The sequence below is a fragment of the Mycobacterium sp. PSTR-4-N genome (genome assembly GCF_022348085.1).
Classification (GTDB): domain Bacteria; phylum Actinomycetota; class Actinomycetes; order Mycobacteriales; family Mycobacteriaceae; genus Mycobacterium.
Genome location: NZ_JAKRFN010000001.1, coordinates 652482 through 676009, shown reverse-complemented (window position 1 = coordinate 676009; position 23528 = coordinate 652482). Strand labels below are relative to the sequence as shown.

The following is a 23528-nucleotide window of genomic DNA, read 5'->3' as shown; positions in this document are numbered from 1 at the left end:
AGCCGATATGCGCTCAGTCCGATGCGTCCACCTAGGGCACGGGATGCGCGGTGCGTATCCCCTCGACGATCTGTGCGCGGCGAGTGCGCTCGGCGCGTGCGGCGATACCGCGCATCATCTTCTGCTCCATCACGAAGTGGGGGATGTCGAACCAGAAGTGGCCGACCGCCTCGCCGCTGCCGCGCACCAGGAGTCGCGTCCAGGTCTGCTCGGGCCGCAGTACGAAAGACCAACTGCCCAAAGCTTTCTCGCCGCGCTCGAGCCGTTGGTTGTCGGCAGGGGAAACCAGCACCAAATATGATTGCGGTTCGACCGCCGCGACGATCATGGATGCCCGGCGCCCGTAGCGCCGCGCCAGCCAGACGGTGTCACCGACATCGAGCCGCTGCCACTCCGGATGGATCGTGTCAGCGTTGTGGATGTCGGCACCGACCGCGCGCTCGAGCAGTGAGTAGCTGTAGAACCCGCCGCGGTTCTCGCCGAGTTGAACCAGCCACGCCCACACATCGGCCGGCCGGGCGTCGATCGTCACTGCTCGCGTCGTCCGCAGCGCATCGGGGTCGACCAGCTCGTCACCGGGTAGCACCGCCGTCATCTCCTCCCGGCGCGCGCCCCAGGTGTGTATCCAGGGGGCCACGTGGTGGCGATAGAGGGCGGCGACGCCGATCGCGGCCATCGCGTCGGTGAGAAGAGGCCGTTGTTTGCCCATCGTCGGTGTCCTCGGTTGTGCAGTCATGGCGCCCCCTTCCGAACGTGGATGTCCTGCGTGACTCCAGCGGATCACCGAGCAGCAACCACGCACCAGGGTCCGAAGTCCCCGGACACGGTGGTCGATGTGCCGATCGGTCGGGCGCGGGAGTCGCGCGAAAGGACCACCGGCCCTAGTGGATTGCCTGACGGCGAAGCACGCTGAAGCCATGACGCACAGACTGGTGCCGATGCTCGGCGCGGTGGGAGTGCTGTACGCGGCCCGCCGCTATTTCCGTGATTGGGGCACGACCAAGGCCGAGTCCCAGGACGTCCTGCCCGGTGACGAACGGGTGCGGCCGCCGATGCTGCGGACCACCGAGGCGGTCTCGATCGACGCCCCCGCCGAGCAGGTGTGGCCGTGGCTCGTGCAGATGGGCCAGGACCGTGGCGGCTTGTACGGTTTCGAAGCGATCGAGAAAGTCCTCGGGCTGCGGTACCGCAACGCCGATCGAATCCATCCGGAATGGCAGCACATCGCCGCCGACGACGAGATCCGACTGGCGCCGAAGCGGTGGATGAACCTGCCCGACGGTGTCACCGCTCGCGTCGTCACCGTCATCGACGGCCGCGCCATCGTGCTGCGCATCGATGCGCTACGCAGCGTCTGGGATGTGGTGTGGTCGTTCCACCTCGTGCCGCGCGGCGACGACCAGTGCCGTCTGCTGTTGAGATCGCGGCTCGCCCTGCGACATCCGGGCGAGGTGGCGGTTGCGGAGCTGATGGGACCGGCGCGCGCGGTGCTGACGCGCGGCATGCTCGTGGGGATCAAGAGGCGGGTCGAATGTCAGCGTCAAGCCGAGGCGGCCGCTGCGGCGGCCAGCGCGAGCCTGCACCACACCGGCTGATCAGGCCGACGTAGCCATCGCAGCAGACCCCCAGGAGACGACGATGTCCGCACGCCCCTCTTCGCGTGGTGTGCTCGTGGGTGTCGACGGTTCGGCGTCGGCCACCGCGGCGCTGCGCTGGGCTGTCGCCGAAGCACGTGTGCGCGCAACCACTCTGTGCGTCGTCCATGTCGCAGCGGACACCGACGACGTCCTCGACGAGGCAGTGGCGATCGCGACGACTGACACCGTCGACGAGGCACCGCACGTCACCGGCGTCCGGCTGGCCGGGTCACCGGCGGGGGTGCTCGCTCGGCAGTCGCAGGATGCGGAAATGGTGGTGGTGGGCCGGCACGGGGACGCGACGCGGCTTCACCGCCTGCTCGGTTCGGTCACCACCGGAGTGCTGCATCACGCGCACTGTCCGGTGGCGGTGGTGCACGCCGACCCGACCCCAACGGGTGCTTCGATCCACACGAACCGTCAACCGGTGCTGGTCGGTGTCGACGGTTCGCGGTGGTCGGCTGCTGCCGTGGAGGTCGCGTTCGCCGAGGCGTCCGCGCGGGGCGTGGGCGTTCTGGCGCTCTATGTGTGCGACGAGGCGGAGCAGACGCCGGAGGCGAGGCGCCGATCGTCGTTCTGGATCGAAGAGGGTCAGGAGATCCTCGCGCAGGCGTTGGCGCCACTACGGCAAAGGCATCCCACGGTGCCGGTGCACACGCTGATCCGGTTCGAGGACCCGGCCCGTCAACTGTTGACCCAGGGCGAGAGGGCGCAGCTGATCGTCGTGGGGAGCCACGGCCGCGGTGCGGTGGCCGGCTTGCTGTTGGGCTCGGTCAGCACCGCCGTGGCCAGTGAGATGCGCAACCCGGTGATCGTGGTGCGGTGCGGGCACCGCGCGACGTGACAAACGATGGCCCGATACCCCCGAGGAGGAGTCGCGCATGACACCGACCCGACGCGCCGACACGTCTGCGGCTGCGATGGACAAGATCGCGTGGCAGTTCCTGTCGTCCGAGTTCGCGGGCTCTACCTACGCGGATCTGTCGCTGGATCGACGACTCGACATCTTCCTGCGTCACAACGGATACCGGGCTCTACACGACAACGGGACGGCTTATCAGGATCTGCTCGACCACGTCATGGACAACATCTCGGTCGCCGTGCGCAACGGCGCACTTCCGCTGAGGGAAGGCCGGTCATGAGGTCCGCCATCTCGCTCGGGACACTGGACGACGTGATCTCCTTCGTCACGGCGCGCGCTGGTCGTTCAACTTGTCGGCGATGACGACCATGCGCGCGTGGCGGGTCGGGACGCCCGGTCCGGTGCAGACCCGGCCGCTCGAATTCGTGACCGCCGAGGTGCCCGAGCCGGGTGCCGGAGAGCTGCTGATTGCCGTCCATTCCTGCGGCGTGTGCCGGACCGACCTGCACGTCGCGGAGGGTGACCTACCGGTGCACCGAGCGCACGTCACGCCGGGGCACGAGGTGGTGGGCGAGGTGGTGGCCCTGGGTCCCGGTGCCGGTGGGGTCTTCGCCACGGGCGATCGAGTGGGGGTGGCGTGGCTGCGGCACACGTGTGGTCACTGCCGGTTCTGTCTGCGGGGCCGGGAGAACCTCTGTCCGGAGTCTCGGTACACGGGCTGGGATGCCGATGGCGGCTACGCCGAATTCGTCACCGCGCCCGAGGCATTCGTGCATCGCCTACCGGGCGGGTACTCGAACAGCGAACTCGCCCCGCTGCTGTGTGCCGGCATCATCGGGTACCGCTCGCTCCTGCGCGCTGAGCTCCCGGCCGGCGGCCGGCTGGGGATCTACGGTTTCGGCGGCAGCGCCCACATCACCGCACAGGTGGCCCTGGCGCAGGGGGCGGAGGTGCACGTGATGACGCGCGGCGCCGACGCGCGGGAGCTCGCGCTGGCGCTCGGGGCGGCGTCGGCGCAGGGTGCGGCCGATCCGCCACCCGTGAAGCTCGATGCCGCAATACTTTTCGCTCCTGTCGGTGACCTCGTCCTGCCGGCGCTGGAGGCTCTCGATCGGGGCGGCACGCTGGCGATCGCCGGGATCCACCTCAGCGACATCCCGTCGCTCGACTACCAGTCTCACCTGTTCCAGGAGCGACAGGTGCGCTCGGTCACCTCCAACACCCGGGCCGACGCGCGCGAGTTCCTCGAGTTCGCCGGACGCCACCGCATCGAGGTGACGACTCCCGAGTACGGGCTCGATCAGGCCGCCACCGCGCTGGCCGACCTGAGCGCCGGACGTGTCGCCGGTGCGGCCGTGCTGATCGTCTAGCGGGTCGTATCTCGAGACCGACACGTGTACGGTCGATCCTGTCAGATATACCCACGGGGGTATTGGGAGAGGAAATTGTCGTGACCGTCGTGATGACACTGGGCATGGGTGCCGTCATCGGTGTCCTGCTGGGCGTCCTCGGTGGTGGCGGCTCCATTCTCGCCGTTCCCGCGCTGGTCTACGGCCTCGGTTTGACCATCGACCAGGCCATTCCGGTGTCGCTCATCGTCATCGGGGTGGCCTCGGCGGTCGGTGCGCTCCCCAGGATCCGAGCCCGCCAGGTTCAGTGGCGACTGGCCGCGATCTTCGCGGTGGCCGGCGTACCGGGCGCCCTGCTCGGCACGGTGATCGGGCGGCACCTGCCGCAGGCGGCCCTGATGGTCGGTTTCGCGGTGGTGATGATCGTGGCCGGGGCGAGGATGTTGCGGGACGCGTCGTCGACGGGGACGGCCTGCGAGGTCGGCGACGACGGGATCAACTGGCGCCGGTGCGCCCCGCGGTCCATCCCGACCGGGTTCCTCGTCGGACTGCTGACGGGTCTGTTCGGCGTCGGCGGTGGCTTCCTGATCATCCCGGCGCTCGTCGTACTGCTCGGCGTCGAGATGTCCACGGCGATCGGCACGTCGTTGCTGATCATCGTCTCGAACTCGGCGGCGGGGATCGCGTCCCATGTGAACAGCGTGGCGATCGACTGGCGCGTCACGGCGGCGTTCGTCGGCGCCGCGACGGTGAGTTCCCTGGCTGCAGGTCATCTCGGGGCGCGTGCGGACACGAGTCGGCTGCAGCGCTGGTTTGCCGTCCTGGTCTTCGCGGTCGCCGGATACGTCCTCGTCGACACGCTCGTCGTCAGTTGAGTCGATACCTACATCGAGAAGGAGAGCTCGGAACATGGACATCTCGATCATCGAGACGTCGTCATTGGGCGACCGGAGTTATCTGGTGAGCCACACAGGCACCGCCGTGGTCATCGACCCGCAGCGCGATATCGACAGAATCCTGCGTCTCGCAGATGATCTCGGCGTCCGCATCACCCATGTCCTCGAGACGCATCTGCACAACGACTACGTCTCGGGTGGGTTCGAGCTCGCCCGTGTGGTCGGAGCGGAGTACCTGCTGCCGGCAGGCGACCGGGTGGACTACGAGCATCGGGCAGTGTCCGACGGCGATCGGATAGACACCGGCGCATTCCGATTCGGTGCGATGCACACTCCCGGCCACACCCACCACCACATCAGTTACGTCCTGCACGATCCCGCCGACAGGGTGGTCGCCGTCTTCACCGGCGGCTCGATGTTGCACGGCACCACCGGGCGGACCGACCTGCTCGGTGCCGACCACACCGATGAGCTGACCCGGGCCCAGTACCACTCGATCCGCCGGCTGGCCGCCGAATTGCCCGCCGACGCAGAGGTCTATCCCACCCACGGCTTCGGGAGCTTCTGTTCAGCGACGCCTGCCAGCGGTGACTCGTCGACGATCGGCGACGAGCAGCGCACCAATCCTGCGTTGACCCGCGACGAGCGGACCTATGTCGAGGAACTGCTCGCGGGCCTGTCGGATTATCCGGCCTACTACGCACACATGGGAGTCATCAATGCTGCGGGCCCCGCGCCGGTGGATCTGTCGATGCCGCAGCCGTGCGATCCCGACGAGGTCGCGCGCCGCGTCGGGGCGGGGGAGTGGGTCGTCGATCTGCGGAACCGTCGCGCCTTCGCCGCCGGACACCTCTGTGGCACTGTCGGCTTCGAGTTGTCGAACTCCTTCGTGACATATCTGGGTTGGTTGCACAGGTGGGGTGCTCCGTTGACGTTGATCGGCGAGAGCCATGATCAGATCGCCGAGGCCCGGCGGGAGTTGGTTCGCATCGGCATCGACGAGATCACCGGTGCGACGGTCGGTGATCCGCAGAACTGGGCCATAGGCGAGGTGCGGTCCTATCCCGTCGTCACGTTCGAGGATCTTGCGGCGATCATGTCGACCGATCGGATCGCGGTGCTCGATGTCCGGCAGCGCTCGGAGTTCGGCGAGGGCCATGTGCGCGGCGCGGTCAACATCCCGCTGCACGAACTGACCGGGCGTCTCGACGAGGTGCCTTCCGGTGAGGTGTGGGTGCACTGCGGTTCGGGCTATCGGGCCTCGATCGCCGCGTCCCTCCTCGATCGGCGAGGTGACCGGGCGGTCACGCTCGTCGACGACGGCTACGATCGCGCCGATGCGTTGGGACTGACGACGTGACGTCGCGAGCATGGAATCGGCGACCGCGAGGACTGAAGCCGTCGCCTGCGGGAACTCCCCAGTTGTGGGGACGGGGAACCGGCAGCTCTCGCTGCGTCAGCTGATCTGGATCTGCCTGGCAGTGGTCAGTGTCGTGTTCCTCGCCGTGTCGGCGGCCTCTATCCTCGGCCGGGCCACCGTGACCCGCGCGGTCGACGAGCTGGTCGGCCGCGTGGCGCCCCTGCAGGACGAGGTGGAGGCACTGCGACGCGCGTACACCGACCAGGAGACGGGGCAGCGCGGATACCTCCTGACCGGCAATCCGGTGTCGCTGCAGCCGTATGACGCCGGCACCGAGGCCGCTGCGTCTCTGACCGAGACGCTGGCGGCGCGGCTCGCCGGCAACGAGCGGGGTCGCGAACTCCTGGCCGAGGTGACGGCAGCGGCGGCGCACTGGCGGACGCAGGTGGCGCAGCCGCAGATCGCTGCCCGCCGTTCCGGTCCGATCGCGCCCGAGCAGCAGACCGCCATGACGCTGGAGGGCAAGCAGCAGTTCGACGACCTGCGCGCGCCGCTCCGGGATCTGGCCGGATACAGCAGCGAGATGGCTCAGGCCCAAGTGCGCAGGATCGAGGACGCCCAGCGGGTGGCCAATGTGATCCAAGGCGTCGGCGTGGTGGTGCTGGTCATCGTCATCATCGGTGGGCTGACGCTCGTGCATCGCCGCCTCACCCGACCGGTAGAGGACCTGTTGGTCGAGGTCACAACCGTCGCCGCCGGCGACTACGACCAACCGATCCACCCCACCGGTCCCCGGGAGACCGCCGAACTCGCCCGTGCCGTCGAACAGATGAGGCTGAGCCTGCGGGCCAGCACCAACGTGCTCATCGACGGCGAACTGCGCGACGAGCAGGCACGCATCGCGGCCGACCTGCACGACCGGGTGATCCAGCGGGTGTTCGGTCTGGGGCTGGGTCTGACCTCGGCTGCGGCCCGGCGCAACCCGGACCTCGAGGGCTTCATCGACGAGACCGATGCGATCATCCGCGACCTGCGAGAGGTCGTGTTCAATCTGCATCAATCCATCTCCGCGCCGGTGCGGTCCAGCCGCCTGCGGTCGGCGATCATCGACGTCGTCGAGGGCAGTGTGGGGGCACTGGGTTTCACCCCAGCATTGCAGTTCGAGGGGCCGGTCGACGACGCGCACGTCCGTCCCCCGGCGCACGCGGCTGCGTTGGCCGTGGTGCGCGAGGCGCTGAGCAACGTGGCGCGCCACGCCCGAGCCAGCACCGCGTCGGTCACCGTCGCGGTGACAGGTCTGGATCTACGGATCATCGTGCGGGACAACGGCATCGGTATCTCCGACAACAACACGATGGGCCACGGCAGAGCGAACATCACAAGCCGGGCTGTCACTCTGGGCGGTAGCGCCAAGATCTACAACGCCAGTCCTGGCCCTGGGGCCGTCGTCGAATGGGCGGTGCCGCTCGATCTCCCGTGAGTACCGTCAATCCCCGGCGGTCAGTATGCGGTGCAGAGCATCGGAGGTGGTGTCGGCCGCGGAGGCGAACGGCTCGAGTACGACCTCGACGCCGGCGGCGCGCAACTGCTGGGCGTCGTGGCCGGTGTGCGCGGTGAGCGCGACAGTGCCGGAATAGCCGTGATGGCGCAGACCGTGCAGCAACGCGAGGTTGGTCCTCAGCACCGGAATGGCGCTGATGACGTACTTCGCCTGCGCCAGCGGCAGTGCGTCGAGTAACGCTGCGTCCTCGGCGCTGCCGAATGTCGCGACGACGCCCCGCTCCCGATGCCTCGCCACCTCATGGGGATCGAAATCGACACCGAGGACACGGTGTCCGGCACCGATCAACCGCTCGGCGAGATGAGACCCGAACCGGCCCAAACCGAACACGACGACGTCGATGGCATCGCCGGACGCGTTGTCCTGCACGCGGATGCCGTGCCGACGCTCCAGCTTCGACAGCCACCGCTGCAGCCGGGCGTAGAGCTGCTGGTCATAGGTCGTCAGGTAGGTCGACGCTGCGATCGTGATCAGACCGACGACGGTGATCAGGCTGACGGTGGCATCGCTGATGTGCCCCAGCGCCGATCCCAGCGCTGCCAGAATCAGCGAGAACTCAGAGATCTGTGCCGCCGGCACACCCACCTGGAAGCCGACCTTCACCGGATAGCGCATCACCGCCATGATCGCGATGATGATCAGGGGCTTGATCAGCAACACGAACGCCGACAGCACGAGTGCTGAGGTCAGTTGCGCTGCCACGTCGGTGAATTGCAGGCCCGATCCCAGCGTGATGAAGAAGAACAGCAACAGGAAGTCCCGCAGGCTCACCAGCCGGGCACCCAGAGCGTCCCGAAACGGGGTGCCGGCCAGGGACACTCCCGCCAGAAACGCTCCGACCTCGGCGCTGAACCCCAGCCACTCGCTGCCCGCGGCGACCGACACCGCATACGAGACCCCGAAGAGCACCAACAGCTCCTGGGAGCGCGCGATGTGAGGCATCAACCGTGGCAGGAGCAGACGTGTGAGGAGCCACAACATGAGCAGCAGCGCAGCGCCTTTGCCGATGACCGCAGCGATGCCCGCGCCGACGCCCGCCGGCTGCCCTTGTCCGAACGCGGTCAGCCCGATCATCACCAGCACCACGACCATGTCCTGCACGATCAGCAGGCCCACCACGATCCGCCCTTGCAACTGGTCGAGTTCATGCTTGTCCGACAGCAGCTTGACGATGATGATCGTCGACGAAAACGACAGCGCTACAGCAACATACAGAGCTGACACCGGGTCGATGCGGAGGGCGAGCGCAGTCAGGAAGCCCAGGACGGTCGTGATCGCGACCTGTCCGAGCCCGATCGCCACCGCCACCGAACCTGTGCTGCGTATCATGTGCAGGTCCAAGCGGAGGCCGACGAGGAACAGCAGGACCGCCAGGCCGACTTCGGCCAGCAATTCCAGCGTGTCGGCGGTGGACACCCACCCCAAGCCGACCGGGCCGACCGCGACTCCGACCAGGATGAAGGCGACGATCAGCGGTTGGCGCAATCGCGTCGCGACGAGGCCGGCGACCGTCGCGATCAGCAGGATGAGCGCCAGGGTCGGGAACTGGGGCAGATCCACGTCGCGCCGTCAGTCCGGGCGGGCGACGATCACCGGGACGCGAGCTGCCTGCACGACCGCGCTGCTGACCGAACCGAGCAGGGTGCTGGCGATGGCTCCCTCCCCGCGGCTGCCGACCACGATGAGCTGTGCTGTGTCCCCACGTTCGGCGAGCCGGCGCGCCGGCTGGTCAGGGACCGCCACCGGCTCGACTTGCACCTCGGGATAGCTCTGCTGCCAGGTGGTGAGGTGCTCGCCGAGTTGGCGTTCCACCCCCGGACGCATCTCCTCCCAGTCGAAGCCGGGGAATTCGAATGCTCCGGGCGACCACCAGGCATACATCACCGTGAGCGTGACGCCCCGTCGGGCGGCTTCGGCGAACGCGATCTCCACGGCCGCTCGCGAGTCGGCCGAGCCGTCGAATCCTACGACGACAGGCGCATCGGCCGCGGGTTTCGCACCGTCGTGGACCACCGCGACCGGCCCGTGCGCGCGGTGCACCAGTCCGGTGCTGACGCTGCCGAGCATGGTGCGGGCCAGCGCTCCGCGTCCCCGCGACCCCACCACGACGAGCTTCGCCGTCCGGGACGCCTCGACCAGTCCCGCCGTCGGGGTAGCCGCGGTGAACTCCGACTTCACCGGCACCGACCCTCCGGTGATGTCCTTCGCGATCTGCTCCGCGTCGGCGAGGATGTCCTTCCCGACCTGCAGCTGCCACTCCAGCAACCCCGCGGGTACGGAGGCCGCCGGCCAAACAGACACCGGTGGCGGCGCGGCGTAGAGCAGGGTCAGAGGTGCGCCGTGCAGCCTCGCCTCCTCGGCAGCCCATTCCAATGCGGCCTGCGAGGACGGTGAATCATCAACTCCGACAACGATTTCAGATCCTCGCGCAGGATGGCTCATCGCGGTTCCTCCCCGTCGTGTGGACAAGACGGAACCTTACGGCCGGCGGCTGGGCGGGCCAAGAGGCCTTCGACTCTTTCCGCCGACCTCGCAGCGATGCGCCGCAATCCTGTCTGTCCGCGGCCGCGAAGTCGCCATACTGATGAGATGGTCCGTGTCTTCCTGGTCGACGATCACGAGGTGGTGCGACGCGGGTTGATCGACCTGCTCAGCGCCGACGAGGAGCTCGAGGTCATCGGTGAGGCCGGTACGGTGGCCGAGGCGCTCGCCCGCGTCCCCGCCCTGCAGCCCGACGTGGCCGTGCTCGACGTGCGGCTACCCGACGGCAACGGCATCGAATTGTGCCGCGAACTGCTGTCCCGGCTGCCTGAACTGCGCTGCCTGATGCTGACGTCGTTCACCTCCGACGAGGCCATGCTCGACGCGATCCTGGCCGGCGCCAGCGGCTACGTCATCAAGGACATCAAAGGCATGGAGCTGGCGAAGGCCGTCAAGGAGGTGGGGGCGGGGCGTTCGCTACTGGACAACCGGGCGGCTGCGGCGTTGATGGCCAAGCTGCGCAGCGCCGCTGACCGCTCCGATCCGCTCTCCGGGCTCAGCGACCAGGAGAAGGTGCTGTTGGACCTCTTGGGAGAGGGACTGACGAACAAGCAGATCGCGGCGCGGATGTTCCTCGCCGAGAAGACGGTGAAGAATTACGTGTCGCGGCTGCTGGCGAAACTGGGTATGGAGCGGCGCAGTCAGGCCGCGGCGTTCGTGTCCCGGCTCGACCGCCCTCACCGGCCGGAATCCGATTGACCGGTAGGGTCAGCACGCTGGGCGATTCGGCGATTTTGGGGCTGCTCGCCGAGCGAGTAGTATGGATCGGCGGTGCGGTTTGCGCGCCGACTTCTTGCGTGTCCTGTCGGGAATTCCCGAGCTCCGGCCCACGTTGCTAGTCGGACCTGAGCTGTACCAAACCAGGCCAGCACTCCCATACGAAACGAAAAGCAAGGATCGCTAACCAGTATGGCCAAGAAAGACGGTGCCATCGAGGTCGAAGGCCGCGTTGTCGAACCTCTGCCCAATGCGATGTTCCGCATTGAGTTGGAGAACGGACACAAGGTCCTCGCCCACATCAGCGGCAAGATGCGGCAGCACTACATCCGCATCCTCCCCGAGGACCGCGTCGTGGTGGAGCTCTCTCCCTACGACCTGTCCCGTGGCCGCATCGTGTACCGCTACAAGTAAACGCAACCGACGAGAAGAAGGATCGACGACAGCCGTGAAGGTGAACCCGAGCGTCAAGCCGATCTGCGACAAGTGCAGGGTGATCCGCCGGCATGGGCGAGTCATGGTGATCTGCTCCGATCCCCGCCACAAGCAGCGGCAGGGCTAGTTCGCAGTAACAGCCCGCACCACAACTGAATGACGAACTCCCAGCACCACTGAAGGCATACGGCCTTCGATCGCGTCCGGCACGGAGGCCGGACCCCGCCAAGAGCGCGGGAACGGGCTGGGACCAGACCTCCGCATAGAGAAGGAAACACCCCTGTGGCACGTCTCATGGGCGTCGATCTGCCGCGCGACAAGCGCATGGAGATCGCGCTGACCTACATCTACGGCATCGGCCGTACCCGCAGCCAGGAGATCCTGGAGGCGACCGGTATCAGCCGGGACCAGCGCACCAAGGACCTCACCGACGATCAGGTGAGCCAGCTGCGCGACTACATCGAGGGCAACCTCAAGGTGGAGGGTGATCTGCGCCGTGAGGTGCAGGCCGACATCCGCCGCAAGATCGAGATCGGCTGCTACCAGGGCCTGCGGCACCGTCGCGGCCTGCCGGTGCGCGGCCAGCGGACCAAAACCAACGCGCGCACCCGTAAGGGCCCGAAGCGCACCATCGCCGGCAAGAAGAAGGCCAGGTAACCCGAGATGGCACAAGCCAAGAAGGGCGCGCCCAAGAAGGGTGCCGCCAAGACCCGCCGCCGGGAGAAGAAGAACGTCCCGCACGGCGCCGCGCACATCAAGAGCACGTTCAACAACACGATCGTGTCGATCACCGATCCGCAGGGCAACGTCATCGCGTGGGCCAGCTCGGGTCACGTGGGCTTCAAGGGCTCGCGCAAGTCGACGCCGTTCGCCGCCCAGCTCGCCGCCGAGAACGCTGCCCGCAAGGCGCAGGAGCACGGTGTCAAGAAGGTCGACGTGTTCGTCAAGGGCCCGGGTTCGGGCCGCGAGACCGCCATCCGCTCGCTGCAGGCTGCCGGCCTCGAGGTGGGCGCGATTTCCGACGTCACCCCTCAGCCGCACAACGGTTGCCGTCCGCCCAAGCGGCGCCGGGTCTAAGGGATAGGGAGAACTAGAACTCATGGCTCGTTACACCGGACCCGTCACCCGCAAGTCGCGCCGCCTCGGCGTCGACCTCGTCGGTGGAGATCAGTCGTTCGAGAAGCGCCCCTACCCGCCCGGCCAGCACGGCCGCGCGCGGATCAAGGAGAGCGAATACCGCACCCAGCTGCAGGAGAAGCAGAAGGCCCGCTTCACCTACGGCGTCATGGAGAAGCAGTTCCGTCGCTACTACGAGGAAGCGGTGCGTCAGCCCGGCAAGACCGGTGACAACCTGCTGCGCATCCTCGAGAGCCGGCTGGACAACGTCGTCTACCGGGCCGGCCTGGCCCGCACCCGCCGCATGGCGCGTCAGCTGGTCAGCCACGGCCACTTCACCGTCAACGGCGTGAAGGTCGACGTGCCCAGCTACCGGGTGTCGCAGTACGACATCATCGACGTCAAGGACAAGTCGATCAACACCCTGCCCTTCGAGGTGGCCCGGCAGACCGCCGGCGAGCGCCCGATCCCGGGCTGGCTGCAGGTGGTCGGCGAGCGTCAGCGCATCCTCGTGCACCAGTTGCCCGAGCGCGCGCAGATCGACGTGCCGCTCACCGAGCAGCTGATCGTCGAGCTCTACTCGAAGTAAGACATCCGCGGGACCAACCGGTCCCACGGATCACCTAACGGCATCAAATAGCGGTTGCCGAGAAGGAGAAAAGAAACACCATGCTGATTTCTCAGCGCCCCACACTCAGCGAAGAGGTCATCGCCGAGAACCGGTCCCAGTTCGTCATCGAACCGCTGGAGCCCGGATTCGGTTACACCCTCGGCAACTCGCTGCGTCGCACGCTGCTGTCGTCCATCCCGGGCGCAGCGGTGACCAGCATCCGCATCGACGGCGTGCTGCACGAGTTCACCACCGTCCCAGGAGTCAAGGAAGACGTCACCGACATCATCCTGAACCTCAAGGGCCTGGTCGTGTCCTCGGAGGAGGACGAGCCGGTCACCATGTACCTGCGCAAGCAGGGTCCGGGTGCCGTCACCGCCGGCGACATCGTGCCGCCGGCCGGCGTGACCGTGCACAACCCCGACATGCACATCGCGACGCTGAACGAGAAGGGCAAGCTCGAGGTCGAGCTCGTCGTCGAGCGCGGCCGCGGCTACGTGCCCGCCGTGCAGAACAAGGCCTCGGGTGCCGAAATCGGCCGTATCCCGGTCGATTCCATCTACTCGCCGGTCCTGAAGGTCACCTACAAGGTGGAGGCCACCCGCGTCGAGCAGCGCACCGACTTCGACAAGCTGATCCTCGACGTCGAGACCAAGAGCTCGATCACCGCGCGTGACGCGCTCGCCTCGGCGGGCAAGACGCTGGTCGAATTGTTCGGTCTGGCACGGGAACTCAACGTCGAGGCCGAGGGCATCGAAATCGGACCCTCGCCGGCCGAGGCCGACCACATCGCCAGCTTCGCGCTGCCGATCGACGACCTGGACCTGACGGTGCGTTCGTACAACTGCCTCAAGCGCGAAGGCGTGCACACCGTCGGCGAGCTGGTGGCCCGCACGGAGTCCGACCTGCTGGACATCCGCAACTTCGGCCAGAAGTCCATCGACGAGGTGAAGATCAAGCTGCACCAGCTCGGTCTGTCGCTGAAGGACAGCCCGGCCAGCTTCGATCCGTCCGAGGTCGCCGGTTACGACGTCGCCACCGGCACCTGGAACGGCGACGCCGGTTACGAGTCGTCCTACGAGGCCGACGACAACACCGACTACGCCGAAACCGAACAGCTCTAACCGGGTCTGTTCCCACCCAAACCGTCCCGGCCCTACCTGATACGGGGGTCGGCCCCACATAGGAGACAGTCGCAATGCCCAAGCCCACCAAGGGACCCCGCCTCGGCGGTTCGTCGTCGCACCAGAAGGCGATCCTGGCCAACCTGGCCACCTCGCTCTTCGAGCACGGCCGCATCAAGACGACGGAGCCCAAGGCGCGGGCGTTGCGTCCGTACGCCGAGAAGCTCATCACCCATGCCAAGAAGGGCTCGCTGCACAACCGGCGTGAGGTGATGAAGAAGATCCGCGACAAGGACGTCGTGCACATCCTGTTCGCCGAGATCGGGCCGTTCTTCGCCGATCGTGCCGGTGGCTACACCCGCATCATCAAGGTCGAGAACCGCAAGGGCGACAACGCGCCCATGGCGGTCATCGAGCTGGTGCGGGAGAAGACGGTGACCAGCGAGGCCAACCGCGCTCGCCGCGCCGACGCTGCGCAGAAGGTCGCGGCGGCTGCCGCCCCGCAGGCCTCCGTCGAGCCGGAGGCTGCTGAAGGTCCCAGCGCTGACGAGGTCGAGGCCGTCGACGAGACTCCGATCGCCGACGAGTCCGATGTCGAGGTCGAGGCCCAGGAGGCCGCCGAGGCCGAGGCCGCCGATGGGGAAGCCGACGACAGCAAGTAGTAGCAGTTCCGTGAACGAGCCCGTCATCGATCCCGATGGCGGGCTCGTCACATCTGTCCGCCTGCGCCTCGACATCGCCTACGACGGAACAGAGTTCGCGGGGTGGGCGACGCAGGCCGGGCAGCGCACCGTGGCCGGCGTCATCGACGAGGCACTGACGACGGTGTTCCGCACTCCGGTGCAGACGCGTGCTGCGGGCCGCACCGATGCCGGCGTCCACGCCACCGGTCAGGTCGCACACGTCGACGTTCCCCCACAGGCTGTTTCGCATGCCTACCCGCGCACCTCGCGTGCCGGTGAGCCCGAATTCGGGCCGCTGGTGCGCCGACTCGGCCGGCTTCTGCCGCTTGACGTTCGGGTGCTGCAGATCGCCCGTGCTGCAGCGGGTTTCGACGCGCGGTTCTCGGCGCTGCGCCGGCACTACATCTATCGATTGTCCACGGCTCCGTGGGGGGTGCTACCCGCGCATGCACGAATCGTGACCGCGTGGCCGCGCCCGCTGGACACCGAGGCGATGTCGGCCGCCTCGCGAGAATTGTTGGGGCTGAGAGACTTTGCGGCGTTCTGTCGTCATCGCGACGGCGCGACCACGATCCGCGACCTGCAGCGGCTCGACGTGGTGCGCACGGGAGACGAGATCTCGATCCATGTCAGCGCCGACGCGTTCTGCTGGAACATGGTGCGCTCGCTGGTCGGCGCGCTGCTCGCGGTGGGGGAGCATCGCCGCGACGCCACCTGGTGCGCAGCGCTGCTGGCCGAGACGCGACGCTCCAGCGATTTCGCAGCGGCACCGGCGCGGGGACTGACGCTCGTGGGGGTGGACTATCCGCCCGACGAGGAACTGGCAGCGCGCACCACCGTCACCCGGGATCTGCGCAGTATCGACGAGGTCCGTTAGAGCCGACCCGCGACGAAGTCGGCAGCCTGGGTCACCATGCCGGCCTTGATGTAGGCCGGGGCGAGGTGTTGGGGCCAGTAGTCCTGCCAGTTGTTGGGGTCGGTCGGATTGCAGATCGGGTCATCCCCGTGGCACAGCTCGATGATCTTGTCGCGCAGCGCCGGGTTGGTGAAGTTGGCGATCGGGCCCACCCACTGGCTGCCGTTGCCGAACAGCGTGATGGCGGCGATGTGCTGATCCGCGCCGTCGGGCATCGGCCGCTTGAACCCGAACGCGGCGATCGGCACCGCCACCACCACGTCGGTGACGGCAGCACCGAGTGAGTAGCCGCCCAGCACCAGCCGGGTGTCGGGGCAGGTGTCCGTCATGTAGGAGATGCGCCCGCTCATGTCGTTGGCGCCGATGTCGACCTCGGTGTCGGCGGGGTAGTTCACCGCGTAGAGACGGATGTTCTTGCCGGTCTTGCTCCGCAGCGCCGAGGCGAGCGCGTTACCGATCTGTCCGGCGCCCGGCGACTCGAGGCGTCCACGCGCGAAGATCAGCTCGGCCTGCGGGCACGACTCGGCCGACGCGGCGGGGGCCGCCGGCCCCACGAGCCCCGCCACCAGGGCAGCCGCCGCCGAGATGGCGGCACGGCGGAGCGAGACGGTCACCTTGCGATGATAGGTCAGACCCGGGCTGCGGCGAACCCTGCAGCTTGGCCGATGAACGGTGAGGTCTCGTAGTGGGTGTGCGCGAACGGGTTCCGGCCGTCCGAGCAGATCGGGTCACCGTCAGCGCAGAGGTCGATCGCCTTGCCGGCGAACGCCCCGGCGCCCGAGACCGGGTTGCCGAACTTCGCGGCGGGGTTGCCGAACACCGCGACGGCGTCGACGTTGCCGACCAAGCCGGACGCCAGCGGAGGGGCCGAACCGATCTCCCCGATCTTGTTGCCCAGCGGTGGAACCCCGGCGAGCATGTCGACCACTGCGGCGCCCTGCGAATACCCGCCGAGCACGATCCGGGTGTTCGGGCACTGCGCCGCCAGCGAGGCGATGCGGCCCGCGGCGTCGGTGGCGCCCACCGCGGTGTTCAGGAAGTCGTAGCTGGCGGGGTAGTTGACCGCATAGGTGCTGACCGAACGACCGCCCAGCTGGGTGTTCAGCGCATCGGTCAGCGCCTGCCCCACGCGCCCGATTCCGGGCGGCTCACTGGTACCCCGGGCGAAGATCACCTCGACGTCCGAGCAGGGTTGGGCCGAGGCGGCGGGGACGGGCAGGACAGCGGAGCCGGCCAGTGGCAGGGCTGCCGCGGCGGCGGCCACGACGAGGCGGCGCAGTCGATCGGATCGCACAATGCACCGTAACGTATAGCTGGTCTACAAAAGTCCCGCGACGAAGGCGGCGGCCTGATCTGTCAGTCCGGACGGTCCGTAGTTGCTGTGCGCGGGGACGTCGTTGCCGCCCGAGCACACCGGGTCGTTGGGCGTGCACAGGTCGATGGACCGGCCACCCCAGACGGGGCTCGAGGTCAGCGGGAGCCCGATCTTCGTCGATGGATTGCCGAACACCGCTATCGCGGCCACATGGTCGGGGGCGTTCGGGGGCAGCGGCGCGGTGAAGCCGGCACCCGGCACCGGGACCGCGGCGATGACGTCGATCACCGCAGCGCCTTGTGAGTAGCCGCCCAGCACGAGCCGCGTGCCGGGGCAGTTGGCGATCATGTACTGGATGTGCCCGCTCGCGTCGTTGGCGCCCGCGGCGACCTGCAGGAAGTCGAACGACGCCGGATAGTTGACCGCGTAGGTGCCGACGGAACGGCCCCCGACGCGATCCCTCAGCGAATCGACGAATGCGCCGCCGACACGGCCGAGTCCCGGCGGCTCGTCCGTGCCGCGGGCGAAGACCACTTCGATGTCGGGACAGCCCTGGGCGGCCGCGATCGGCGCGGTGAGGGCCGGTGCCGCGACCATGGCCGCCCCGGCGACGGCGGTGGCGACGAACCCCGCCACCCGGCGCACATCAAGATCGATCATCACCTCGACGATGTTAGTTCACCGAGCGGGGCGTCCGGCCAGGTCGCGGCATTCGCCGTCGCGAGTTCACCGCGGTCACCCTGACGGGCCAGCGCCAGTCCGGCGAGCACGATCGCACCGCCCACGGCCTGGGTGGCGGTCACCGCTTCCCCCACCAGCACCCACGCCGCCAGCACGGCGAACATGACCTCGGACAGGCCCACCAGCGACGCGAATCGCGGCTTGAGCCGGGCGATGCTCACGATGCCCAGGGTGTAGGCGATCGCGGTCGGGAAGAGGGCCAGCGCGATCACCGGGAGCACCCATGACATGGTCATGCCGGCCACCACGGTGTCGTTGGCGGTGAACCTCATTGGCATCACACCGGTGACGCCGATGAGCGCGACCGCGGCTGCGCCGACGAACAGGCCCGCCGTGGCCAGCGTGATCGGGTGCAGCGGGGTGTCGGCGTCGCCGTCGGTGTCTGTTCCGGACACCCTTTCCGACATCACGAAGTAGCAGGCCGCGCACACGGCCGCGGCCAGGCCGAACGCGACGCCGACGAGATCGAAGTGCACCGGAGAGAAGCCGTGGGGGCCGACCAGCCCCAGCACAGCGGTGATGCCGGCGATCGCCAGCACCACGCCGGAGAACGTCAGTACGCTGGGCCGCCGCCGAGTGGTCGCCCACAGCCAGCCCACGACCAGGATCGGCGCCGTGTACTCGAGCAGCAGCGCGACGCCGACCGTCAGGTGCGCGACGGCGTTGTAGTAGAACAGCTGCGCACCCGCGATGGGAATCAGGCCGTAGGCGACGATCGTGCGCACATGGTGACGCGCGTCGCGCAACCACCCGGGATGTGCAACGGTGGCGAACACGGCCATCGCCAGCGCACCGCCGGCGAGCCGGGCGGTGACCGCGGCCGTAGGGCTCCAGCCTGCGGTCATCAAGGCTTTGCCGAATGGACCCGAGCAGCCGAAGGCGAACGCCGAGGCGACGGCGAAGAGGAGGCCGCTACGGAACCGCGAGCTCGGCGTCAGCACGGCCATGAGTGCACCTCCGCAATTCTGATCTGCGATGACATGAGTAAACTGAACTTCGGTCGTGACGCTACCGCCGGAAGGAGTCACGAGTCAAATGCTTTTCAGTCATGACACCGAGCTGACGCTGCGGGCGGCGGCCGTGCTGATCAACTCCGACAGGGTCGACGGCGAGCAGCTCGCCGACCTGCACGCGCTCGACGAGTACCTGGACAGTTTCGGCTGGACCGGACGGCGGGACCGGGATGTGGCCGAGCTGGAGTCGGTACACCGCCTGCGCGCGCGGCTGGGCCTGATCTGGGAGACCGCCGACGACGAGGCCCGGGCCGTGGGCCAGGTCAACGCGCTGCTCGCCGATACGCGGGCGGCGCCGTGGCTGACCCGCCACCCCGAGATGCCCGAGTGGCACCTGCACCTGGCCTCGGTGCACGATCCGCTGTGGCAGCGCATGGGCGCGGAGATGGCCATGGCGCTGGCGGATCTGATCCGCGCCGGCGATCTGCGGCGGCTCAAGATCTGCGCCGCACCGGATTGTGAGGCGGTGCTCATCGACCTCTCGCGCAACCGGTCGGGAAAGTTCTGCGACACCGGTAACTGTGGCAACCGCCAGCACGTCGCGGCCTACCGGGAACGGCGCTCCAACAAGTGATCTGACCCCCGTCGGCGGCTCGCTAGGCTGGCCGACGGGGGTGTCATGCGTCAACCGACGACACGGCTGCAGGTCAGCGGCCACCGCTTCACGATGCGCCGCATGTCCCACGCGCTGGTTCGGGGCGATGCCAGAATGCTCGACGATCCGCTTCGCGCACAATCGCTTTCCCTCACCGCCGGAGCGGTGCTGGCGGTCGCCGGAGTGGCGGTATCCGCCGTCATCGGGCTGATCCAACCGGCCGCGGACATCGGGGACGCGCCCGTCGTGATGGTCCGCGACACCGGGGCGCTCTACGTGCGCATCGACGACGCTCTGCACCCGGTGTTCAATCTGGCGTCGGCGCGGCTGATCACGGGCCGGTCGGAACCGCCGCGGGTGGTGTCGCAGTCCGCGGTCGATGCCCAGGCCCGAGGTGCTGTCGTGGGCATCCCCGGAGCGCCGCAGGACATGTCGCCGGCACCGCCCGCGGACTCGGCGCTGCTGTGCGACGACGGCGGAAGAACCACGGTGATCGTCGGGGCGCCGACCCCTGCCGTCGCGGTGCCGGAGCGGGCTCTGCTCGTCACGCCCCGCGGCGCGAGCCCCGCGCTGACCTATTTGCTCTACGGCGGTCACAAGGCGCGGGTGGACCTGCGCCACCCCGCCGTCGTGCGCGCACTCCACCTCGACGGTGTTGCGCCGCTGCCCATTTCCGAGGCCGTGCTCGCCGCGCTGCCCGAGGCGCCCGCTGTCGTCGCCCCGCACATTCCGGATCGCGGCGCGCCGGGGCCGCGCCCGTTGAGCGACCGCCCGGTCGGAACGGTCGTCACCGTGTCCGGCACCGACGCGCAGTACGTGGTGCTGCGCGACGGGCTGCAGCGCATCGGCGCGGTCACCGCCGATCTGATCCGCTACACCGACGGTCGGGTGGGCTCCGCGGCATCGGTGGTGACTCCTGATGTCCTCGGCACGCTCGCCGTCGTGGACTCGCTACCGGTCACGACATATCCCGATCGTGCCGGGGTGCGGTCCGCTCGAGTGGTGTGCGCGCAGTGGCGGTTCCGTGCCGACGAATCCGGTGATCACAGCGCCGTCGTGATCGCCGACGCCGCACCCGCATCCGGTGCCGACCTGGCCCAGGCCGACGCCGCCGGACCCGCCGTCGACGCGGTCGCCCTGTCCGGCGGTGGCGCGCTGCTGGTGCGATCGGTGCCGCTGGGTGGCGGCACCGGGGACGCCGGACCGCTGTTCCTCCTGGCCGACTCGGGGGTGTTGTTCGGCATCGAGACCGTAGACGCGGCAACGCGATTGGGTCTGACCCCGCCGGGTTCGCCGATTCCATGGGTCTTCCTGGCGGGCCTGCCGCGGGGGCCAGAGCTGAGCGTGCGGGCCGCGTCAGTCGCTCGCGACGTCCTGGCCGCGGGGTCGTGACCGGCGCAGCGCCGAACCGATGACAGCCACCGCGCCGATGAGACCCGCGCACAGCAGCACGGCACGCACCGGCGAAGCAGACTCGTGCCGACGCGGCTCGGTAGGCATGTCCGAGATCGCCGTGGTCGCCAGAGGTGCTGGAGACGCCACACCGTCGCCCACCGCGGCCAGGACATCGACGACCCCACGACCGACAGCGGGGGACCAGCCGCCCGCCGTCGGGCGCGCGGTGTCCTCGATGCGGGCCATCACCTGCCGGGCCGTCAGCTCGGGATGCCAGGACCGCACCAGCGCGGCGATGCCCGAGACCAACGGCGCCGCGTAACTGGTGCCGGACAGCGGAGCGCCGCTGACCGAGGAGTCCACCAGGCCGTCGGCCGCAGACGCCAGGGACGCCACGTTCTCGCCGGGTGCGGCGACGTCGACCCACGGCCCGGCGAGGCTGAACTCGGAGGCGGACCCGTCGGCGCGCGACGAGCCGACCGTGAGCACGTAATCGTCGTACCAGGCGGGGCTGGCCACCACCGTCACGTCGCCGCTGTTCTGGTGAGGGCACTGCCCGGTGCCACCTACGTTGCCCGCCGCACTGACGACGACGGCGTTGGCGACATCGACGGCATAGGCCAAGGCCGCGCCGAGGGCGCGATCGTCGAGGTCTGCGGTGGCGGGCAAGCAGGCCACCGACGAGATGTTGATGACCGTGGCGCCCTGGTCCGCTGCGAGCCGGACCGCCGCGGCCAGGGTCTCGACATCGCCTACACCCGATCCCGCAGAACCGCCGTCTCGGGTGCCGGAGACGTCGAACTTGTTGCTGGACTGGCGAATCGACAGCAGGGACGCATCGGGTGCCACGCCGGCGAAGCCGTCCGACGGATCTCGGCTCGCGCCGATGATGCCGGCGACGATCGTGCCGTGGCCGTCACAGTCCGCGGTCCCGTCGCCGGTGCTGACGAAGTCACCGCCGGGAACGAGGTGGGGCAGGCGGCGATGGCGGGCCACCCCGGTGTCGATGACCGCCACCGTCTGACCGGCACCACGCGTGAGCGGCCACACCAACGAGATGTCCTCCAGGACGCGGCCTTTCGTCGTCGCCGCTCGCACGGCCACGCAGTCGACCCGCTGCTCGGTCGGTTGCCGCGGACGTGCGGACCCCGCAGGCGGGAGCCGGTGGTCATCGATCGGAGGAGGGGAGACCGATGCGCCGGCGGGCGCGATCGGGGTCATCCCGACGGCAAGCGCGGTCACTGCCAGCAGTCGACCGACACGCATCACGGCAGATCCACCGTAGAAATCGCGTCGTACGCACCGATGAGCCAGGCGCACAGCGGGACGAGGGCGACCGTGGCGACGTACTCGAGCCCGCGAAGCACACTGTGTACAAGTGGATTCCATTCTCGCCGGGACAGCGACAGCAGGGCGGCACCGGTCATCGCCACACCGCAGCACCACCACGGCGCCGTGGGCGGGTCAGTGGTCACCGCGACGACCAACGCGATCACCAGGGTCGCGGCACCCGCCCCGCTCAGCGTCCTTCGACGGACGGGATCGGTGTGCACCCTCTGCCGCAGGATCAGCAGGACTCCCAGCACCACCGCGAAGATGCCTGCCGCTGCACGGGTTTCGTCCGCGGTGGCGGCGACGAGCGCGCAGCCGGCGACCGCGGTCCCGGACCAGCCCGCCGTCAGGCCCGTGAGCGCTCGGTGCGCCGCCCGGGCGCGGCGCGGGCCGACGGCTCGTCGCGTCGGCCCGATCCCGGTCACCGTCATCGCCATCGGAGCGGCAGCCCCGAGGGCGGCCACCGAGAAACCGGTCAGCAGGGCGCCGATCACCCCGGCGTCGTCGGCGGCCCACACCCCGACGGCGCCGGCGAGCACAGTCGCGCCACCTGCCGCCGCGCATCCGGCGAGCACGGAATCCAGCCGGGAACCGTTGTGCCCCTGCAATATGTACAGGCACACCGCCATGGCCGTGGCAGCAGCGGCAGCGAAGGTGACCACGACCGCCCCGGCGGAACCTGCTGCGGCGAGAGCTCCCGCGACGGCCGAGTGGCTCACCGCTCCGACTCCGAGGGCACTCGAGAGCGGAACTGCGACCCGGCCCCCGACGGCCGCCACCGCCGCGGCCACCGCGATCGCCGCACCCACCCACAGGGCCGATTCCTGACCCCCGGCGCATCCCGTCCACCCGAGAAGCGCTGCGAGCACGAGGAGTGCGATGGCCGCGACCGCCGCCTCCCATCCACCGTCGCCCGGGACGGGCTCGCGGCAGGCGGTGATGATCGCAGCGGTGGTGCCGCCGGCGCGTACCCGCGGCGACGGCATCGGATGGTCGGTCAGGAGCATCAGGTCACCGTCGCGAATACCGTTGTCGTTCAGACTCTTTGCCGGATCGAGCGGCGGCCCTGCGGCGGGAGCCAGGTACCACCGCGCCGCGTCCGTCTCGTGCGCGGCTTCGCCCACGACGCTGTCCACCAGGGCGGGCAGGAGCAGCGCGACCGGGCACGCGGCCGGCAGTACGAGATCTGCGCTGAGCTGTTGCCGGGGCAGGTGGACGGCCACCCGGCGCACCGTATCGGTCACCACAGCAACGTAACTGGCATGCGCGGGGTGGTGACGCACCGATAATTCTGGTCACCGGAGGGAACCGCGCAGCGTGGTGATGCGTC

Annotated in this window: 27 protein-coding genes; 18 read left to right on the top strand and 9 right to left on the bottom strand. The window is 68.8% G+C overall.

The window, feature by feature from the left end:
- Window positions 1–31 precede the first annotated feature (31 nt).
- Window positions 32–709: a hypothetical protein gene (locus MHN84_RS03235; RefSeq protein WP_241203213.1), complete on the bottom strand. Its 678-nt coding sequence runs from the start codon at window positions 707–709 to the stop codon at window positions 32–34.
- Window positions 710–917: 208 nt separating this feature from the next.
- Between MHN84_RS03235 and MHN84_RS03230 the strand changes: the two genes are divergently transcribed.
- The 7 genes from MHN84_RS03230 (at window position 918) to MHN84_RS03200 (ending at window position 7584) form a co-directional block, all read left to right on the top strand.
- Complete coding sequence (locus MHN84_RS03230; protein ID WP_241203169.1) at window positions 918–1595, top strand: SRPBCC family protein; 678 nt, start codon at window positions 918–920, stop codon at window positions 1593–1595.
- A gap of 43 nt (window positions 1596–1638) precedes the next feature.
- Window positions 1639–2481 carry a universal stress protein gene (locus MHN84_RS03225; protein ID WP_241203168.1) on the top strand — a complete coding sequence of 281 codons (843 nt, stop codon included), beginning with the start codon at window positions 1639–1641 and terminating at the stop codon, window positions 2479–2481.
- Window positions 2482–2518: 37 nt separating this feature from the next.
- A complete protein-coding gene (locus MHN84_RS03220; protein ID WP_241203167.1) occupies window positions 2519–2779 on the top strand; it encodes a hypothetical protein in 261 nt (86 codons plus the stop codon).
- A 79-nt stretch (window positions 2780–2858) separates the two neighbouring features.
- Entirely contained in the window at window positions 2859–3869 is a 1011-nt protein-coding gene (locus MHN84_RS03215) for a zinc-binding alcohol dehydrogenase family protein (protein ID WP_241203166.1), read from the top strand.
- 92 nt (window positions 3870–3961) lie between these two features.
- The gene (locus MHN84_RS03210) at window positions 3962–4723 is read left to right on the top strand and encodes a sulfite exporter TauE/SafE family protein (RefSeq protein ID WP_255729892.1); all 762 of its coding nucleotides are present in this window, start codon (window positions 3962–3964) and stop codon (window positions 4721–4723) included.
- A gap of 34 nt (window positions 4724–4757) precedes the next feature.
- Window positions 4758–6104: a rhodanese-like domain-containing protein gene (locus tag MHN84_RS03205; RefSeq protein WP_241203164.1), complete on the top strand. Its 1347-nt coding sequence runs from the start codon at window positions 4758–4760 to the stop codon at window positions 6102–6104.
- A 64-nt stretch (window positions 6105–6168) separates the two neighbouring features.
- Complete coding sequence (locus tag MHN84_RS03200) at window positions 6169–7584, top strand: CHASE3 domain-containing protein (protein ID WP_241203163.1); 1416 nt, start codon at window positions 6169–6171, stop codon at window positions 7582–7584.
- 6 nt (window positions 7585–7590) lie between these two features.
- Here the strand turns inward: MHN84_RS03200 and MHN84_RS03195 are convergent, their stop codons facing one another.
- Window positions 7591–9225, bottom strand: a complete 1635-nt coding sequence (locus tag MHN84_RS03195; RefSeq protein WP_241203162.1) for a cation:proton antiporter — start codon at window positions 9223–9225, stop codon at window positions 7591–7593.
- Window positions 9226–9234: 9 nt separating this feature from the next.
- Complete coding sequence (locus MHN84_RS03190; protein ID WP_241203161.1) at window positions 9235–10107, bottom strand: universal stress protein; 873 nt, start codon at window positions 10105–10107, stop codon at window positions 9235–9237.
- Window positions 10108–10254: 147 nt separating this feature from the next.
- Here MHN84_RS03190 and MHN84_RS03185 point away from each other — a divergent pair, with 147 nt between their 5' ends.
- The 9 genes from MHN84_RS03185 to truA all read left to right on the top strand — a co-directional run bounded on the left by MHN84_RS03185 (window position 10255) and on the right by truA (window position 15768).
- Window positions 10255–10905 (top strand): response regulator transcription factor, encoded by a 651-nt coding sequence (locus tag MHN84_RS03185; protein ID WP_241203160.1) that lies wholly within the window; start codon window positions 10255–10257, stop codon window positions 10903–10905.
- 210 nt (window positions 10906–11115) lie between these two features.
- Window positions 11116–11337, top strand: a complete 222-nt coding sequence (gene infA, locus MHN84_RS03180) for a translation initiation factor IF-1 (protein ID WP_003418601.1) — start codon at window positions 11116–11118, stop codon at window positions 11335–11337.
- Window positions 11338–11371: 34 nt separating this feature from the next.
- Complete coding sequence (gene rpmJ / locus MHN84_RS03175) at window positions 11372–11485, top strand: 50S ribosomal protein L36 (RefSeq protein ID WP_003879483.1); 114 nt, start codon at window positions 11372–11374, stop codon at window positions 11483–11485.
- 155 nt (window positions 11486–11640) lie between these two features.
- On the top strand, window positions 11641–12015 hold the full coding sequence (rpsM, locus tag MHN84_RS03170) for a 30S ribosomal protein S13 (RefSeq protein WP_046362731.1): 375 nt from the start codon (window positions 11641–11643) through the stop codon (window positions 12013–12015).
- A gap of 6 nt (window positions 12016–12021) precedes the next feature.
- Window positions 12022–12435, top strand: coding sequence for a 30S ribosomal protein S11 (rpsK, locus tag MHN84_RS03165; protein ID WP_043405918.1), 414 nt, complete (start codon window positions 12022–12024; stop codon window positions 12433–12435).
- A gap of 22 nt (window positions 12436–12457) precedes the next feature.
- A complete protein-coding gene (gene rpsD / locus MHN84_RS03160) occupies window positions 12458–13063 on the top strand; it encodes a 30S ribosomal protein S4 (RefSeq protein ID WP_241203159.1) in 606 nt (201 codons plus the stop codon).
- Between the two features lie 80 nt (window positions 13064–13143).
- The gene (locus tag MHN84_RS03155; protein ID WP_241203158.1) at window positions 13144–14208 is read left to right on the top strand and encodes a DNA-directed RNA polymerase subunit alpha; all 1065 of its coding nucleotides are present in this window, start codon (window positions 13144–13146) and stop codon (window positions 14206–14208) included.
- Window positions 14209–14282: 74 nt separating this feature from the next.
- Window positions 14283–14870, top strand: a complete 588-nt coding sequence (gene rplQ, locus MHN84_RS03150) for a 50S ribosomal protein L17 (RefSeq protein WP_241203157.1) — start codon at window positions 14283–14285, stop codon at window positions 14868–14870.
- The gene (gene truA, locus MHN84_RS03145) at window positions 14845–15768 is read left to right on the top strand and encodes a tRNA pseudouridine(38-40) synthase TruA (RefSeq protein ID WP_255729756.1); all 924 of its coding nucleotides are present in this window, start codon (window positions 14845–14847) and stop codon (window positions 15766–15768) included. The genes rplQ and truA overlap by 26 nt, the downstream gene beginning before the upstream one ends.
- Here the strand turns inward: truA and MHN84_RS03140 are convergent.
- From MHN84_RS03140 to MHN84_RS03125, 4 genes are read right to left on the bottom strand one after another with little or no spacing between them, the layout of a single operon-like run.
- Window positions 15765–16394, bottom strand: coding sequence for a cutinase family protein (locus MHN84_RS03140; protein WP_241203212.1), 630 nt, complete (start codon window positions 16392–16394; stop codon window positions 15765–15767). The genes truA and MHN84_RS03140 overlap by 4 nt on opposite strands.
- A 41-nt stretch (window positions 16395–16435) precedes the next feature.
- Complete coding sequence (locus MHN84_RS03135; protein ID WP_241203155.1) at window positions 16436–17101, bottom strand: cutinase family protein; 666 nt, start codon at window positions 17099–17101, stop codon at window positions 16436–16438.
- 24 nt (window positions 17102–17125) lie between these two features.
- Window positions 17126–17782 carry a cutinase family protein gene (locus tag MHN84_RS03130; RefSeq protein ID WP_241203154.1) on the bottom strand — a complete coding sequence of 219 codons (657 nt, stop codon included), beginning with the start codon at window positions 17780–17782 and terminating at the stop codon, window positions 17126–17128.
- Window positions 17782–18810, bottom strand: a complete 1029-nt coding sequence (locus tag MHN84_RS03125) for a DMT family transporter (protein WP_241203153.1) — start codon at window positions 18808–18810, stop codon at window positions 17782–17784. Before MHN84_RS03125 ends, MHN84_RS03130 begins: the two co-directional genes overlap by 1 nt.
- Window positions 18811–18898: 88 nt before the next feature.
- Between MHN84_RS03125 and MHN84_RS03120 the strand changes: the two genes are divergently transcribed.
- Complete coding sequence (locus MHN84_RS03120; protein ID WP_241203152.1) at window positions 18899–19450, top strand: CGNR zinc finger domain-containing protein; 552 nt, start codon at window positions 18899–18901, stop codon at window positions 19448–19450.
- 45 nt (window positions 19451–19495) lie between these two features.
- The gene (gene eccB, locus MHN84_RS03115) at window positions 19496–20863 is read left to right on the top strand and encodes a type VII secretion protein EccB (RefSeq protein ID WP_241203151.1); all 1368 of its coding nucleotides are present in this window, start codon (window positions 19496–19498) and stop codon (window positions 20861–20863) included.
- Here the strand turns inward: eccB and mycP are convergent.
- Window positions 20828–22132, bottom strand: coding sequence for a type VII secretion-associated serine protease mycosin (gene mycP, locus MHN84_RS03110; RefSeq protein ID WP_241203150.1), 1305 nt, complete (start codon window positions 22130–22132; stop codon window positions 20828–20830). The genes eccB and mycP overlap by 36 nt on opposite strands.
- Window positions 22132–23442, bottom strand: a complete 1311-nt coding sequence (gene eccD / locus MHN84_RS03105; protein WP_241203149.1) for a type VII secretion integral membrane protein EccD — start codon at window positions 23440–23442, stop codon at window positions 22132–22134. Before eccD ends, mycP begins: the two co-directional genes overlap by 1 nt.
- Window positions 23443–23528: the final 86 nt, after the last annotated feature.

What these genes read in the sequence shown, in the direction of transcription:
- MHN84_RS03235 (WP_241203213.1), bottom strand. Translation starts at nt 709, where the DNA reads ATGGGCAAACAACGGCCTCTTCTCACCGACGCGATGGCCGCGATCGGC.
- MHN84_RS03230 (WP_241203169.1), top strand. Translation starts at nt 918, where the DNA reads ATGACGCACAGACTGGTGCCGATGCTCGGCGCGGTGGGAGTGCTGTAC.
- MHN84_RS03225 (WP_241203168.1), top strand. Translation starts at nt 1,639, where the DNA reads ATGTCCGCACGCCCCTCTTCGCGTGGTGTGCTCGTGGGTGTCGACGGT.
- MHN84_RS03220 (WP_241203167.1), top strand. Translation starts at nt 2,519, where the DNA reads ATGACACCGACCCGACGCGCCGACACGTCTGCGGCTGCGATGGACAAG.
- MHN84_RS03215 (WP_241203166.1), top strand. Translation starts at nt 2,859, where the DNA reads ATGACGACCATGCGCGCGTGGCGGGTCGGGACGCCCGGTCCGGTGCAG.
- MHN84_RS03210 (WP_255729892.1), top strand. Translation starts at nt 3,962, where the DNA reads ATGACACTGGGCATGGGTGCCGTCATCGGTGTCCTGCTGGGCGTCCTC.
- MHN84_RS03205 (WP_241203164.1), top strand. Translation starts at nt 4,758, where the DNA reads ATGGACATCTCGATCATCGAGACGTCGTCATTGGGCGACCGGAGTTAT.
- MHN84_RS03190 (WP_241203161.1), bottom strand. Translation starts at nt 10,107, where the DNA reads ATGAGCCATCCTGCGCGAGGATCTGAAATCGTTGTCGGAGTTGATGAT.
- MHN84_RS03185 (WP_241203160.1), top strand. Translation starts at nt 10,255, where the DNA reads ATGGTCCGTGTCTTCCTGGTCGACGATCACGAGGTGGTGCGACGCGGG.
- infA (WP_003418601.1), top strand. Translation starts at nt 11,116, where the DNA reads ATGGCCAAGAAAGACGGTGCCATCGAGGTCGAAGGCCGCGTTGTCGAA.
- rpsK (WP_043405918.1), top strand. Translation starts at nt 12,022, where the DNA reads ATGGCACAAGCCAAGAAGGGCGCGCCCAAGAAGGGTGCCGCCAAGACC.
- rpsD (WP_241203159.1), top strand. Translation starts at nt 12,458, where the DNA reads ATGGCTCGTTACACCGGACCCGTCACCCGCAAGTCGCGCCGCCTCGGC.
- MHN84_RS03155 (WP_241203158.1), top strand. Translation starts at nt 13,144, where the DNA reads ATGCTGATTTCTCAGCGCCCCACACTCAGCGAAGAGGTCATCGCCGAG.
- rplQ (WP_241203157.1), top strand. Translation starts at nt 14,283, where the DNA reads ATGCCCAAGCCCACCAAGGGACCCCGCCTCGGCGGTTCGTCGTCGCAC.
- truA (WP_255729756.1), top strand. Translation starts at nt 14,845, where the DNA reads ATGGGGAAGCCGACGACAGCAAGTAGTAGCAGTTCCGTGAACGAGCCC.
- MHN84_RS03130 (WP_241203154.1), bottom strand. Translation starts at nt 17,782, where the DNA reads ATGATCGATCTTGATGTGCGCCGGGTGGCGGGGTTCGTCGCCACCGCC.
- MHN84_RS03125 (WP_241203153.1), bottom strand. Translation starts at nt 18,810, where the DNA reads ATGGCCGTGCTGACGCCGAGCTCGCGGTTCCGTAGCGGCCTCCTCTTC.
- MHN84_RS03120 (WP_241203152.1), top strand. Translation starts at nt 18,899, where the DNA reads ATGCTTTTCAGTCATGACACCGAGCTGACGCTGCGGGCGGCGGCCGTG.
- eccB (WP_241203151.1), top strand. Translation starts at nt 19,496, where the DNA reads ATGCGTCAACCGACGACACGGCTGCAGGTCAGCGGCCACCGCTTCACG.
- mycP (WP_241203150.1), bottom strand. Translation starts at nt 22,132, where the DNA reads ATGCGTGTCGGTCGACTGCTGGCAGTGACCGCGCTTGCCGTCGGGATG.